We start from the raw sequence: 13586 nt of genomic DNA on the forward strand, positions 1-13586 counted from the left end.
GGGCCATGATGGCGTTGTTTCCGAGCCTTGGCGCGGATGGGGCGCCCGGGGGGCTCTGCCCGGGCGTCGGGAGCAGCGCTCGCTCGGGCAGGGGGCCCGTGCGGAAGCACAGTCCGGCCGCCGAATGCATCACTCGCGAACGCTCGCTCGGGCTTGCCGGCCGCCGCATACCGAGGAAGTTGGTGCGAAAGGCGGGACTCGAACCCGCACGCCTTGCGGCACTGGAACCTAAATCCAGGGCGTCTACCAATTCCGCCACTTTCGCTTGCCGGCCGGCGGATGCCGACGCGGCGGCATTCTAGGCCGCGGCTCCGGCGAGGGGAAATGTTCTTCGGGATTTCCCGGGTCGGAAGAGAAAAAGACACCGGGGGAAAGCCGCGGGCGTTCTGGATGGACGGGCCTTCAGGGAGTCGAGCCTTGAGCTCGCCGCCCCAGGAACTGGAATTTGCCATCCAATCAGTTACTTGAGCTGCGCAGCCCTGCGGGTATCCCGCCCTGCCATGCCTGATCGATCGGCGGCGGCGTCCGTCCCGAAGCGGCCACAGCCGGACATTCACGCCGGCCTCACAGCCGCGCTGTCAAAGACCCGATCCGGTGAAACGGAGGTGAGCCATGCGCACTGCGTTAGCGCTTCTGACGTCCGTCGCGCTGGCTGCCCTGGCCGGCTGCAACCGTCCCTCGACGCAGGCGCCCGACACGGAACCGGGGTCCGCCCCCGCATCCCAGGCCAGCAGCCGGCCCTACACCGATCAGGACATCAGCGACGCGTACATCTACCTGCTCGCGCGGCTGCTGGTGCTGCGGCAGCAGCAACTCGACTTCGAGGAAGGCTTCAAGTGGAACGAGCTTGTGCACCGCAAGCCCGGCGCCGTGGACTGGCCCAATCCGAACCTCGATGTCGCCTACTCCGAGGCGTGGGTGGCCACCGACGAGAACAGTTGCACCCAGGTAACCGTGCCCAGGGTCACCGGTCGCTACTACACCGTGCAGTTCCTCAACGGTTGGGGCGAGACGCTGGCCAACATCAACGAGCGCACGCATCCGGACCAGCCGTCGGGCGAGTTCGCCGTGTGCCTGAAAGGCGCGAACGTGGAGCTTCCCGCCGGCGTCACGCGCATCGACCTGCCGGTGAAGTACACCCGCGTGCTCACGCGCGTCGAACTCGGCGACAACTGGGACGACGCCGTCGCGCTGCAACGCAGGTTCGCGCTGAAGGCCACGGGGAATCCGGCGCTTCCGCAGCTGCCCGCCATTCCCGCGTTCGACATGGATTCGCTGCCGGACGCGAAAGCGTTCGAGGTCGCGCCGGCCGTGCTGGACAGCGAAGCCGACATCAATCCCGGGATGGAGGCCGTTGCGGCCAAGGTGCGCGCGATCGCCGAAGGAATACGCGATCCGGCCGAACGCGCACGCGTGGACCAGGTGATCCGCGAGAAGGCGCTGACCGATTTCGCCAAGGCGTCGCCCACCATCGGCCACGGCACCCTGAAGCAGGGTTGGGCGCGTCCGGCGGTCTCCGGCGCCTATCGCGACGACTGGCTGGGACGCACGCTGGTGAACTTCGCCGGCATCTGGGCGAACACGATGGACGAGGTCGTCTACTACAAGGGCAACCTGGACAGCACCGGAACGCAGGTCAACGGCACGCACACGTACACGGTGACGTTCCCGAAGGACGACCTTCCTTCGAAGTACGCCAAGTACTTCTGGTCGGTGATCGCGGTGGACACGCGCCACATGCGCGTGCTCCCCAATGCGCAGAACCGGTTCCTGCTCAACCGCGAGTCCAACCTCCAGTACAACCCGGATGGTTCGCTGACCCTGTTCTTCGGCCCGGAGAAGCCGGCCGATGCGCCCGCGAACAACTGGCTGCCGACTCCGGCCGGCCAGGACTATCGGTTGACCTTCCGCTTCTACGGCCCGTCAGGCGGCGTGGCCGACGGCAGCTACTTCCCGCCGCCGCTGATCAAGCGCCCCTGATTAGTGCGTCATGAACCACGAGATGCGCGAAGGTGCGCCCTGCATTGATCGGACCCAGGTTCATCGCGACTTCTGCCCGGGCGCGTCGCATGGAATCGCAGCGGGCGGATGCCCACGCGAACGCCCTGAAGCCGCTCCGGGGCAAAGAAAAAGGGACCTGGCGTCGCCGCCAAGTCCCGTTTTTGGTGGGCCGTCAAGGATTCGAACCTTGGACCTATTGATTAAGAGTCAACTGCTCTACCAACTGAGCTAACGGCCCGGAAAAACCAGAAGCGAAACTATAACAACAAAAACCGGTTTCGCCAACAACCTGTCACACGATCTGGGGTGGCTGAGGGGACTCGAACCCCCGACAACTGGAATCACAATCCAGTACTCTAACCAACTGAGCTACAGCCACCATAAAGCTTGTTTTCGCGGCATTCACCGCATTGCGTGGCGCGCCCGGCGGGACTCGAACCCACAACCACCGGCTTAGAAGGCCGGTGCTCTATCCGGTTGAGCTACGGGCGCCAGCCTTGCATCTTAACTGACACTGCAACCGCAACCGCCGGTCGAACTTCCCACTCGGTCCTGGATGGTCGGGGCAGAGGGATTCGAACCCACGACATCCAGCTCCCAAAGCTGGCGCTCTACCAGGCTGAGCTATACCCCGAGGCCGGGACTTCCGTTGCGCGCCAACGCCGCGAAAGGCCGGATAGTCTGGCTGGCGCGACTGCCGCTGTCAACGGATCCCGGGCCACGCGGGCGGGCGTTGTATGCTCCCGCTCATCCATTCACCACGGAACAGGGGCACCCCATGATCGGACGCAGCGGCAATCCCGCATTGAAGGAAGGCACCTTCCTCGATCTTTCCAGCGGCGCGGTGGTCCAGCGCGACAGCGACGCGATGACGCTCAACGGCACAGTCCACAAGACCGGCATGCTGCTGCTGTTTTGCGTGATCACCGCGGCCTTCGCATGGAGCCAGGTCACGTTCACCGAAGCCGGCCCGGTCGGCGCGATGCCCTACGTCATCGGCGGCGCGATCGGCGGCCTGGTGTTCGCCATCGCCACCATCTTCAAGAAGGAGTGGGCGCCGGTCACCGCGCCGATGTACGCGCTGACCGAGGGCTTCTTCCTCGGCGCGATCTCCGCGATCTTCGAGCACCGCTTCCCCGGCATCGTGATGCAGGCGGTGATGCTGACCTTCGGCACGCTGTTCGCGCTGCTGTTCGCGTACCGCTCGGGGCTGATCCGCGCGACGGAGAACTTCAAGCTCGGCGTGGTCGCCGCGACCGGCGGCATCGCGCTGGTGTACCTCGCCTCGTTCGTGCTGTCGTTCTTCGACGTGCGCGTTCCGTTCATCCACGAATCCGGCCTGATCGGCATCGGCTTCAGCCTGTTCGTGGTGGTGATCGCGGCGCTGAACCTGGTGCTGGATTTCGACTTCATCGAAAGCGGCGTCGAGCAGAACGCGCCGAAGTACATGGAGTGGTACGGCGCGTTCGGCCTGATGGTCACGCTGGTGTGGCTGTACGTGGAATTCCTGCGCCTGCTGTCGAAGCTGCAGTCGCGCGACTGACGCGACGGTTCCCACGAGCCCGAAACGCGAAGGGCGCGGAGCGATCCGCGCCCTTCCCTTTTGTGGTGGTTCGCTCAGGCCGGCTGCGGCGCGGTCCTGCGTACCGGCCACAGCATCGCGCCGATGGTGATGGCGCCCAGCAGCCAGCTGTAATGCACGTTGCCCGCGAGCGCCAGCGGCGACACCGCGCCGAGCGAAGCGGCCAGCAGGATCTGCGCGCCGTAAGGCAGCACGCCCTGCGTCACGCACGCGAAGATGTCGAGCACGCTCGCCGCGCGCGCCGGCGGCACGCCGTGTTCCTGCGCGATGTCGCGCGCGAGCCCGCCGCTGATCAGGATCGCGACGGTGTTGTTCGCGGTGAACACGTCGGTCGCGGCGGACAGCGTGGCGATGCTCACCTCGCCCGCGCGACGGCTGCGATGCCCGCGCGCAAAGCGGCCGATCGCCTGCGCCAGCCACGCCAGTCCGCCGGTCGCCTTCATCAGCGCGCCCAGGCCGCCCACGAGCAGCGACAGCAGGGTGATTTCCACCATGCTTTCGAAGCCTTCCCATATGTGCGTGGCGTAGGCGGCGACGCCGAATTCGTCGGCGAAGAACGCGCCGAACAGGCCGGCGATCACCAGGCCGAGGCTCAGCACGATGATCACGTCCACGCCCGCCATCGCCAGGCCGAGCACGATCACGTAGGGCACGATCAGCCACGGCGAGACCGGTTCCAGCGTTTGCGTCGGCGCGGTATCGCCGATAAAGCCCAGCAGCACCACGGTGAGCAGCGCGGCGGGTAGCGCGAGCTTGAGGTTCGCGCGGAATTTCTCGCGCATCGTGCAGCCCTGCGTGCGGCTGGCGACGATCGCGGTGTCGGAGATCACCGACAGGTTGTCGCCGAAGGTCGCGCCGCCGATCACCGCGCCGAGCACCAGCGCGCGATCCAGGCCGGATGCGTCCGACACGCCCAGCGCGATCGGCGCCACCGCTGCGATGGTCCCCATCGAGGTCCCCAGCGAGAGCGAGATGAAGCCCGCCACGACGAAGAGCCCCGGCAGCAGCAGCGCCGGGTGCAGGTGGCCGATGCCGAGCGCGACGATCGCATCGACCGCGCCGATGGCCTTGGACACCTCCACGAAGCCGCCGGCCAGCAGGAAGATCAGGCACATCAGCACGACGTTGTGGTCGCCCATGCCCGACAGCAGCGTCTCCAGCGGCTTCAGCCCGCGCCGCCACGCGATGAACGCCGCCAGCGCCAGCGCCGGCAGGATCGCCACCGGCGCGCGCAGCTGGTAGAAGCCCATGGCCTCGCCGTGGCTGGTGAAATACAGCCCGGCGCCGAAGAACAGCGCGAGGAACACCAGCAGCGGCGTGAGCGCAAGGGCGCTCGGCCGGACGGGCTCGTTCATCTCTTTATCCGAATGGAGCGAAAAGGCGGCGCATTCTGAGGCCGGCGGCGGGCGGTGTCGAGTGCACCGGCGGAACACTGCGCCAGCATGCGCGGAAGCGGGGCCCTTGTGTGCGACCTGCGCCGTCATCCCGGCTACAGAACGCAACGGGACGCCCGAAAGCGCGGATCCGTCGGACGTATGGAGCAGGATCAAGCCGTTGTAGCCCGGGTAAGCGAAGCGCACCCGGGCTGTGCGTCGCCGCGTCGATAACCTCCCCGGTGCGCTTCGCTTACCCCGGCTACAAACGCCCAGGAGGGCTCCCGCCGACGATCTGCCCAAACGCAACGAGGCGCCCGGAGGCGCCTCGTCGAAGGCCGGCAACCGCGCGGCCGATGTGTCCAACCGGATCAGATCCGGCTGGCGATCGCCTTCGCGAACGACATCGTGTTGCCGGTGCCGCCCAGGTCCGGGGTCAGCGAATCCTTGGCTTCCAGCGTGGCGATGATCGCCGCGCGGAGGCGCTCGGCCTTCTCGCACTCGCCCAGGTGGTCGAGCATCTGCGCGGCGCCCAGCAGCAGCGCGCACGGGTTGGCCTTGCCCTGCCCCGCGATGTCCGGCGCGGTGCCGTGCACGGCTTCGAAGATCGCGGCGTCCGTGCCGATGTTCGCGCCCGGCGCCAGGCCCAGGCCGCCGACGAGGCCGGCGCACAGGTCGGAGATGATGTCGCCGAACAGGTTGGTGGTCACGATGATGTCGAACTGCTCCGGACGCATCACCAGCTGCATGCAGGTGTTGTCCACGATCATCTCGTTGCACTCGATGTCCGGGTATTCCGCGGCGACCGCACGCGCGGTCTTGAGGAACAGGCCCGAGGTCGACTTCAGGATGTTGGCCTTGTGCACCACGGTGACCTTCTTGCGGCCGGTGCGACGGGCCAGTTCGAAGGCGTAGCGCACGATGCGCTCTGAGCCGCGGCGAGTGACCTTCTGCGTGAGCACGGCGGTCTCGCCGTCTTCCGACAGCGCCTGGCCTTCGCCGATGTACGCGCCTTCGGTGTTCTCGCGCACCGTGATCAGGTCCACGCCCGAAGCGAAGCGCGACTTGGTGTTCGGGAACGACTTCGCCGGACGCACGTTGGCGTACAGGTCGAAGCGCTTGCGCAGCTCGACGTTGATCGAGCTGAAACCCTCGCCGACCGGCGTGGTCAGCGGCGACTTGAGCGCGATGCGGTTCTTGCGGATGGAGTCCAGCGTCGCCTGCGGCAGCAGCTCGCCGTGCTTTTCCAGCGCGACCAGGCCGGCATCGGCGAATTCGTACTGCAACCCGAGGTTCATCGAGTCGAGCACGTGCAAGGTGGCGTCCATGATTTCCGGGCCGATGCCGTCGCCACGGATGACCGTAATAGTCTGCGTCATAGGGGATTTCTTCCGACTTATGGGCGCGCGACGGGGAAGTACGGCGCCGGATGGTGAGCCCCGGAATTATGCCGGAAGCGGCCCGCCCCTGCAGGCGGGACGAATTCGACCATGGTCCGGGACCGGCGGCCCGAAACGGCAAAAAGCCCGCCGGAGCGGGCTTTTGCGGTGCGTGGAGCCGAGGCGGCGGATGCCGCGGACCCGTTCAGCCGTGGTCGTGCCCGGCCGGCGCGGCGGCCTCGCCCTGCTCCAGGCGGTCGAGGAAGTCCACGGCGCGACGCAGGTGCGGAATCACGATGGAACCGCCGACGACCAGCCCGACCGAGAAGGTCTCGAACATCTCGTCCCGGCTCACGCCGGCTTCCTTGCACTGCGCGACGTGGTAGCTGATGCAGTCGTCGCAACGCAGCACGAGCGAGGCGACCAGTCCCAGCAGCTCCTTCGTCTTCACGTCCAGCGCGCCGGCCTGGTAGGTCTGCGTGTCCAGCGCGAAGAAGCGGCGCACGACCTGGTTCGGCTCGGCGAGGATGCGCTCGTTCATGCGCTTGCGGAACGCGGTGAATTCGGCGACGCGGTCCTGGGTGCTGCTGTCGTTGCTCATGTGGATCCCGGAATCGAAGGTTCGGACGGATGGATGAAGTCTGGAACGGGACGGCCACGCCCGCCAGGCAGGGCGCCAGGCGGTCGTGGCCGGACGTCGCGGTGCGGACCGGTTTACTGCGGGGAGAGCAGCGGCTCCAGGCCGCCGGCGCGATGCAGCGCGATCATGTCGTCGTACCCACCCACGTGGGTGTCGCCGATGAAGATCTGCGGCACGCTGGTGCGGCGCGCGCGGGCCAGCATGGTGTCGCGCTGCGCCGGGTCCAGGTCGATGCGGATCTCGGTCCACGACTGGCCGCGGCTCTTCAGGAAGTTCTTGGCCGCCACGCAGTACGGGCAGATCGCGGTGGTGTAGATGACGATTTCGGGGGCCTTGGCGGTGCCGGACGCAACGTTTGAAGCGGTCAAGACAATCTCCAGTGAACTCGCGGAGGGGGCTGTGGTCGAATATGGGCTTGGCCCGGAGGCATTTCCACCCCACGTACGGAACACTGACGCCCGGAGCATGCATCCGGACAGCCATGTGAAAGGATTAACTGGCGATTCATCCCGGTGTCGTGGCGCCGCCGCATCCTGCGGGCGACCGGTCCGGCGATCCTGAGTCGACGACCCCGAGCCCACGAACCGCCGGTCCAGAGGGAACCCCATTGCGCCGCATCGTCCTGCCCGTCGCCGCCCTGACCTTCGCCGTCGCCAGCCTGTGCGCGCCGGCGCAGGAATCGAACCTGCCCGACATCGGCTCGTCGGCGGGCGAACTGCTGAGCCCGCGCCAGCAGGAGGAATACGGCGCGATGATGCTGGCGCAGCTGCGCCATTACGACTACCTGCTCGAAGACCCGCTGATCGACAGCTGGCTCGACACCCTAGGTACGCGCCTGGCCGCCAACAGCGACCAGCCGAAGCAGCCTTTCACCTTTTTCATGCTGCGCGAGCGGCAGATCAACGCCTTCGCCACGCTGGGCGGCTACATCGGCGTCAATTCCGGCCTGATCCTCGCCGCCGACAAGGAAGACGAGGTCGCCGGCGTGCTCTCCCACGAAATCGCCCACGTCACCCAGCAGCACGTGCTGCGCGGCGCCGAGCGCGCGCAGCGCGACCAGTTGCCGATCCTGCTGGCGATGCTCGGCGCGATCGTCGCCGCGCAGGCGTCCAACGGCAATTCCTCCGACGACGCCGCGCAGGCCGCGATGGCCGGCGCGATGGGCCTGATGCAGCAGCGCCAGATCAACTACACGCGCGCCAACGAATCCGAAGCCGACCGCCTGGGCATCCAGACCCTCGCCCGCAGCGACTACGACCCCGAGGCCATGGCGGATTTCTTCGCGATCATGCAGGCGCGCTCGCGCAGCAACGGCGCCAATTACTGGGGCGAATCGCCGGACTGGCTGATGACCCACCCGGTCACCATCACCCGCATCACCGAGGCCAAGGATCGCGCCGCGCGCATCCGTCGCGAGCGCGGCACCAGCGAGGTGTGCGTGCGCGATCCCGACGGCCCGGCGCAGTGCGAGAAGGAAACCGCGCCGCGCCCGCAGTTCCCCAGCGATGGTGCGGTCAATCCGCTGTTGCCGCCGACGCTGCAGGCCAATCTCGGCACCGCGTTCGGCGCCGGCGGCACCGGCCGCTTCGATTACGCGCGCGAACGCCTGCGTGTGCTCAGCGCGAACACGCCGCGCGATGCGATCCGCGAATACGAGCAATTGGGCGACGCCGGCAAGCGCACCGACGCGCAGCGCTACGGTCTGGCGTTCGCGCAGCTGCGCGCCAACCAGCCCGCCGCGGCGGCCACGACGCTGGGCGCGCTGCTGCAGAAGAACCCGGGCGACGTCTGGATCACCCTCGCCCTGGCCGAAGCCGAATCGAAGACCGGCAAGACCGCGTCCGCCGACGCGCGCTTCGAAGCCCTGCTGCGCCAGACGCCGCGCAATCGCGCCGTCGTGCTGAGCTACGCCGACGTGCTCGCCGAGCGCGGCAACGCCGAGGCGGGCAAGCGGGCCCAGGAGATCCTGCGTCCGCTGCTGGGCAACTCGGCCAACGACGCGACCTTCCAGCGCGTGTTCGCGCGGGCCTGCGAGATGGCCGGCGATCCGGTCCGCGCCGGCGAAGCCTACGCGGAAGCGGCGTATCTGAACGGCCGGCCCGAACAGGCGCTGGTGCAGCTGAACACGCTCAAGCGCCGCTCCGACCTGGATTATTACGCGCGTGCGCGGATCGAAGCCCGCATCGCGGCGATCACGCCCACGGTGCTGGAATTGAAACGCCAGGGCATCCGCGACGAGGATCTGCGACGGCAGTAACCCTTTGCCGGAGCGGCCCGGATGACGGTGTCATGCGCCCGTCATAAAACGGTAGTGTACTGACGCGGCTTGCTTAAGCCCCCTACGCTCCCCCGGTGACCGCGTGCAGAAGCGCATCCTGATCGTCGAAGACGAACCCGCCATCCGCGACATGGTGTCCTTCGCCCTGCGCAAGGGCGAATACGAACCGGTCCACGCCGGCGACGCGCGCGAAGCGCAGGCCGCGATCGCCGACCGGGTGCCCGACCTGATCCTGCTGGACTGGATGCTGCCCGGCACCAGCGGCCTGGAACTCGCCCGCCGCTGGCGCAAGGACCAGCTGACGCGCGAGATCCCGATCATCATGCTCACCGCCCGCGGCGAGGAGAACGACCGCGTCGGCGGGCTCGAAGCCGGCGTCGACGACTACGTCGTCAAACCCTTCTCCGCGCGCGAACTGCTGGCCCGCATCCGTGCGGTGCTGCGGCGTTCCCGCGAGGACGACGAGGACGGCAGCGTGGCCGTCGGCCCGCTGCGCATCGACGGCGCCGCGCACCGCGTCTTCGCCCACGGCGGCGACGGCGACCAGCCGGTGCAGATCGGCCCGACCGAATACCGCCTGCTGCACTTCTTCATGACCCACCCCGAGCGCGTGTACACCCGAACGCAGCTGCTGGACCACGTCTGGGGCGGCAGCGTGTACGTGGAGGAACGCACGGTCGACGTGCACATCCGCCGCCTGCGCAAGACGCTGGAACCGCACCAGCTCGACGGCATGGTGCAGACGGTGCGCGGCGCGGGGTACCGGTTCTCGGCGTCGGTGGAAGCTTGAGGCGCAGGAGTGGGGAGGAAGGAGTGGGACGTGAGGAAAGGCCTGCCATCGTCGTTCCGTAACAAACGCCCGGCTCACTGCTCACTCCTCTAGACTCACTTCTCGACCATGCCTCCCCGATCCCACTCCGCCTGGCTACGCACCCTCGGCCAGCTCGCCCTGATCCTGGCGGGCGCGGCGGTGGCGGGATTGCTGATCGGACATCCCTGGCCGGTGATCACCATCGCCGCGCTCGGCGTGGTCGCCTGGCATTACTGGCGCCTCCGCGGCGTGCTGCTGCGCCTGACCGCCCGCCAGCGCCTGAAGCCGCCGACGGGCGATGGCATCTGGAACGAACTCGACCGCCTGCTGCACCGCAGCCAGTCCGAAATGCGCGCACGCAAGAAACGCCTGATCGAAATGCTGCGCGCCTATCGCGCCGCCGCCGCCGCGATGCCCGACGCCATCGTCGTGGTCGAACGCAACAGCCAGCGCATCCAGTGGTTCAACCATTCGGCCAACAGCCTGCTGCAGCTGCGCTATCCGCGCGACATCGGCGCGCCGCTCGCGAACCGCCTGCAACCGTTGCAGCTGTCGCACTGGCTGGCCTCGGGCCGCAACGCCGAGACGCTGGAAATCGCCTCGCCGTGGAATCCGGCCGTCACGCTCAGCCTGCGCCTGATCCCCTACTCCGACGACCTGTGGATGCTGGTCGCGCGCGACGTCAGCCGCCTGCTGCAACTGGAACAGATGCGCCGCGATTTCGTCGCCAACGTCTCGCACGAACTGCGCACGCCGCTCACCGTCGTGCACGGCTACCTCGACATGCTCGATCCGGACGAACATCCCGACTGGGCGCCGATGCTCGCCGAGATGCAGCGCCAGTCGCAGCGCATGACCCAGCTGGTCGAGGACCTGCTGATGCTCTCGCGCCTTGAATCGCAGGACAGCCTGCCGGGCGAGGAAACCGTGTCGATGGCGCCGATGCTGGCGACGTTGCGGCGCGAAGCCGCGGCGCTGAGCCAGGGCCGCCACGAGGTCATCGTCGAGGACAGCGCGGGCGTGGACCTGTGGGGTTCGAACAAGGAACTGCACAGCGCGTTCTCCAACCTGGTCAGCAATGCGGTGCGCTACACGCCGGCCGGCGGCGCGATCCGCATCCAGTTCCGCCGCGAGGACAAGGGCGCGGTGCTGGAGGTGATCGACAGCGGCTACGGCATTCCGGCCGCGCACCTGCCGCGCATCACCGAACGCTTCTACCGCGTCTCCACCAGCCGCTCGCGCGAAAGCGGCGGCACGGGGCTCGGGCTTTCCATCGTCAAGCACGTGCTGAACCTGCACCAGGCGCGGCTGGAAATCGCCAGCGAAGTCGGGCGCGGCAGCACGTTCTCCTGCCATTTCGGCGCCGAACGCGTGCGCCCGCGCGATGAATTCGCGCTGTCGGAGGTTGTGCCATGAACATTGCCGCGGTCGACACCAGCCCGCTCGACACCGATCCGCTGCGCGACAGCGAGCTGTACTTCAACCGCGAACTGTCCGCGCTGGACTTCAATTTCCGCGTGCTGGCGCAGGCGCAGGACCCGCAGGTCCCGCTGCTCGAACGGCTTCGCTACCTGTGCATTTCCTGCACCAACCTCGACGAATTCTTCGAGATCCGCGCCGGCACCCTGCGCCACGCGCAGGACCTGGGCGTGCCGCCGGGCCCGGACGGACTCTCGCCGGCGACCGTGCTCGCGCGCATCCACGATCGCGCCGCGGAACTGGTGCAGTCGCAGTACGAATGCTGGAACCACGTACTGCGCCCGGCGCTGGCCGAGGCCGGCGTGCGCGTGATGCATCGCGACGGCTGGAGCGAGCAGCAGACGCAGTGGCTGCGCGAGTACTTCCGCGACGAGATCATGCCGGTGCTGTCGCCGCTCGGCCTGGACCCGGCGCATCCGTTTCCGAAGATCCTCAACAAGTCGCTGAACATCGTCGTCGTGCTCAAGGGCAAGGACGCGTTCGGCCGCGAGGGTCACCTGGCCATCGTGCGCGCGCCGCGTTCGCTGCCGCGCATCATCCAGATTCCCGACGAAGTCTCCGGCGGCAAGCACGATTTCGTGTTCCTGTCCGCCGTGCTGTCGGCGTTCGTCGACGAACTCTTCCCCGGCATGCAGGTGAAGGGCGCGTACCAGTTCCGCGTCACGCGAAATTCCGAGCTCATCGTCGACGAGGACGAGGTCGAGAACCTCGCACTCGCGCTGCGCGACGAACTCGTCGGTCGCGGCTACCTGCGCGCGGTGCGGCTGGAGATCGCCGAGCAGTGCCCCGACGACATCGTGCGCACGCTGCTGGAGAACTTCGACCTCACCGAGAACGCCGTCTACCGGATCAACGGTCCGGTGAACCTCAACCGCGTGATCCAGGTGTACGACCTGGTGCAGCGTCCGGACCTGAAGTTCATGCCGTTCCAGCCGCGCCTGCTCGGTGGCGTGGAAGCGATGTTCGACAAGATCGCCGAAGGCGACGTGCTGCTGCACCATCCCTTCGATGCCTTCACGCCGGTGCTGGAACTGCTCAAGCAGGCGTCGGAAGATCCCAACGTGCTGGCGATCAAGCAGACGCTGTACCGCACGGGCAAGGATTCGCCGATCGTCGACAGCCTCGTGCAGGCCGCGCGCAACGGCAAGGACGTGACGGTGGTGGTCGAATTGCGCGCGCGTTTCGACGAAGAAGCCAACCTCGGCCTCGCCGACCGCCTGCAGGACGCGGGCGTGCAGGTCGTGTATGGCGTCGTCGGCTACAAGACGCACGCGAAGATGATGCTCATCGTGCGTCGCGAAGGCCGCAAGCTGCGCCGTTACGTGCACCTGGGCACCGGCAATTACCACAGCGGCACGGCGCGCGTTTACACCGACTTCGGCCTGTTCACCGCCGATCCGGACATCGGCAACGACGTGCACCTGATCTTCCAGCAGCTGTCGGGCCTGGCGCCGACGATCAAGCTCAAGCGCCTGCTGCAATCGCCCTTCACGCTGCACGCGGGCGTGCTCAAGCGGATCGATCGCGAAACCCGCCACGCGAAGGCCGGCAAGCCGGCGCGCATCATCGCCAAGATGAACGCCCTCAACGAGCCGCAGGTCGTGCGCGCGTTGTACATGGCCTCGCAGGCGGGCGTGCAGATCGACCTGATCGTGCGCGGCGCGTGCACGCTGCGGCCGGGTTTGCCCGGCATTTCGGAGAACATCCGCGTGCGTTCGATAATCGGGCGCTTCCTCGAACACCATCGCGTCTACTGGTTCGCCAACGACGGCGATCCGGACCTGTTCTGCTCAAGCGCCGACTGGCTCGAACGCAACCTGCTCCGCCGCATCGAGACCGGCTTCCCGGTCCTCGCGCCGGAACTGGCGCAGCGCGTGTACGAGGAAGCGCTGGCGAACTACCTCGCCGACAACTGCAGCGCGTGGACGCTGCAGTCCGACGGCAGCTACGTGCGCCTGTCGCCCGCACCGGGCGAGACGCCGCATTCGGCCCAGCTGTCGCTGCTCGGGAACGTGGGCGCCTGACGCACCGCGGCCATGGACC

Annotated in this window: 10 protein-coding genes and 5 tRNA genes; 6 read left to right on the forward strand and 9 right to left on the reverse strand. The window is 67.6% G+C overall.

The window, feature by feature from the left end:
* Window positions 1-180: 180 nt before the first annotated feature.
* A tRNA-Leu gene (locus I4U41_RS10750) sits at window positions 181-265 on the reverse strand.
* Between the two features lie 347 nt (window positions 266-612).
* Here I4U41_RS10750 and I4U41_RS10755 point away from each other — a divergent pair.
* Window positions 613-1980, forward strand: coding sequence for a DUF1214 domain-containing protein (locus I4U41_RS10755; protein WP_206861114.1), 1368 nt, complete (start codon window positions 613-615; stop codon window positions 1978-1980).
* 183 nt (window positions 1981-2163) lie between these two features.
* Here the strand turns inward: I4U41_RS10755 and I4U41_RS10760 are convergent.
* The 4 genes from I4U41_RS10760 to I4U41_RS10775 all read right to left on the reverse strand — a co-directional run bounded on the left by I4U41_RS10760 (window position 2164) and on the right by I4U41_RS10775 (window position 2635).
* Window positions 2164-2239, reverse strand: a tRNA-Lys gene (locus I4U41_RS10760).
* A 64-nt stretch (window positions 2240-2303) separates the two neighbouring features.
* Window positions 2304-2380: transfer RNA gene (locus I4U41_RS10765), tRNA-His, on the reverse strand.
* Window positions 2381-2416: 36 nt separating this feature from the next.
* Window positions 2417-2493 (reverse strand) — tRNA-Arg (locus I4U41_RS10770).
* A gap of 65 nt (window positions 2494-2558) precedes the next feature.
* Window positions 2559-2635, reverse strand: a tRNA-Pro gene (locus tag I4U41_RS10775).
* Between the two features lie 144 nt (window positions 2636-2779).
* Between I4U41_RS10775 and I4U41_RS10780 the strand changes: the two genes are divergently transcribed.
* Window positions 2780-3544: a Bax inhibitor-1/YccA family protein gene (locus tag I4U41_RS10780; protein WP_206861115.1), complete on the forward strand. Its 765-nt coding sequence runs from the start codon at window positions 2780-2782 to the stop codon at window positions 3542-3544.
* Between the two features lie 74 nt (window positions 3545-3618).
* On the opposite strand, the gene I4U41_RS10785 is transcribed toward I4U41_RS10780, so the two are convergent.
* The 4 genes from I4U41_RS10785 to grxC form a co-directional block, all read right to left on the reverse strand.
* Window positions 3619-4938 (reverse strand): Na+/H+ antiporter NhaC family protein, encoded by a 1320-nt coding sequence (locus I4U41_RS10785; protein ID WP_206861116.1) that lies wholly within the window; start codon window positions 4936-4938, stop codon window positions 3619-3621.
* A gap of 389 nt (window positions 4939-5327) precedes the next feature.
* Window positions 5328-6335 carry an isocitrate dehydrogenase gene (locus I4U41_RS10790; RefSeq protein WP_206861117.1) on the reverse strand — a complete coding sequence of 336 codons (1008 nt, stop codon included), beginning with the start codon at window positions 6333-6335 and terminating at the stop codon, window positions 5328-5330.
* A gap of 205 nt (window positions 6336-6540) precedes the next feature.
* Entirely contained in the window at window positions 6541-6936 is a 396-nt protein-coding gene (locus tag I4U41_RS10795) for a carboxymuconolactone decarboxylase family protein (protein WP_206861118.1), read from the reverse strand.
* 113 nt (window positions 6937-7049) lie between these two features.
* Complete coding sequence (grxC, locus tag I4U41_RS10800; protein WP_242525121.1) at window positions 7050-7343, reverse strand: glutaredoxin 3; 294 nt, start codon at window positions 7341-7343, stop codon at window positions 7050-7052.
* A 239-nt stretch (window positions 7344-7582) separates the two neighbouring features.
* Between grxC and I4U41_RS10805 the strand changes: the two genes are divergently transcribed.
* From I4U41_RS10805 to ppk1, 4 genes are all read left to right on the forward strand, one after another.
* A complete protein-coding gene (locus tag I4U41_RS10805) occupies window positions 7583-9232 on the forward strand; it encodes a M48 family metalloprotease (RefSeq protein WP_206861120.1) in 1650 nt (549 codons plus the stop codon).
* 103 nt (window positions 9233-9335) lie between these two features.
* Window positions 9336-10043 (forward strand): phosphate regulon transcriptional regulator PhoB, encoded by a 708-nt coding sequence (gene phoB / locus I4U41_RS10810; protein WP_206861121.1) that lies wholly within the window; start codon window positions 9336-9338, stop codon window positions 10041-10043.
* 108 nt (window positions 10044-10151) lie between these two features.
* Window positions 10152-11480, forward strand: a complete 1329-nt coding sequence (gene phoR / locus I4U41_RS10815) for a phosphate regulon sensor histidine kinase PhoR (RefSeq protein ID WP_206861122.1) — start codon at window positions 10152-10154, stop codon at window positions 11478-11480.
* Entirely contained in the window at window positions 11477-13567 is a 2091-nt protein-coding gene (gene ppk1 / locus I4U41_RS10820) for a polyphosphate kinase 1 (protein WP_206861123.1), read from the forward strand. Before phoR ends, ppk1 begins: the two co-directional genes overlap by 4 nt.
* Window positions 13568-13586: the final 19 nt, after the last annotated feature.

It is taken from the genome of Lysobacter changpingensis (assembly GCF_017308985.1).
GTDB lineage: Bacteria > Pseudomonadota > Gammaproteobacteria > Xanthomonadales > Xanthomonadaceae > Lysobacter_J > Lysobacter_J changpingensis.

Coding starts and splice junctions, on each gene's coding strand:
- I4U41_RS10785 (WP_206861116.1), bottom strand. CDS start 4,938: ATGAACGAGCCCGTCCGGCCGAGCGCCCTTGCGCTCACGCCGCTGCTG.
- I4U41_RS10795 (WP_206861118.1), bottom strand. CDS start 6,936: ATGAGCAACGACAGCAGCACCCAGGACCGCGTCGCCGAATTCACCGCG.
- phoR (WP_206861122.1), top strand. CDS start 10,152: ATGCCTCCCCGATCCCACTCCGCCTGGCTACGCACCCTCGGCCAGCTC.
- I4U41_RS10780 (WP_206861115.1), top strand. CDS start 2,780: ATGATCGGACGCAGCGGCAATCCCGCATTGAAGGAAGGCACCTTCCTC.
- I4U41_RS10755 (WP_206861114.1), top strand. CDS start 613: ATGCGCACTGCGTTAGCGCTTCTGACGTCCGTCGCGCTGGCTGCCCTG.
- I4U41_RS10790 (WP_206861117.1), bottom strand. CDS start 6,335: ATGACGCAGACTATTACGGTCATCCGTGGCGACGGCATCGGCCCGGAA.
- ppk1 (WP_206861123.1), top strand. CDS start 11,477: ATGAACATTGCCGCGGTCGACACCAGCCCGCTCGACACCGATCCGCTG.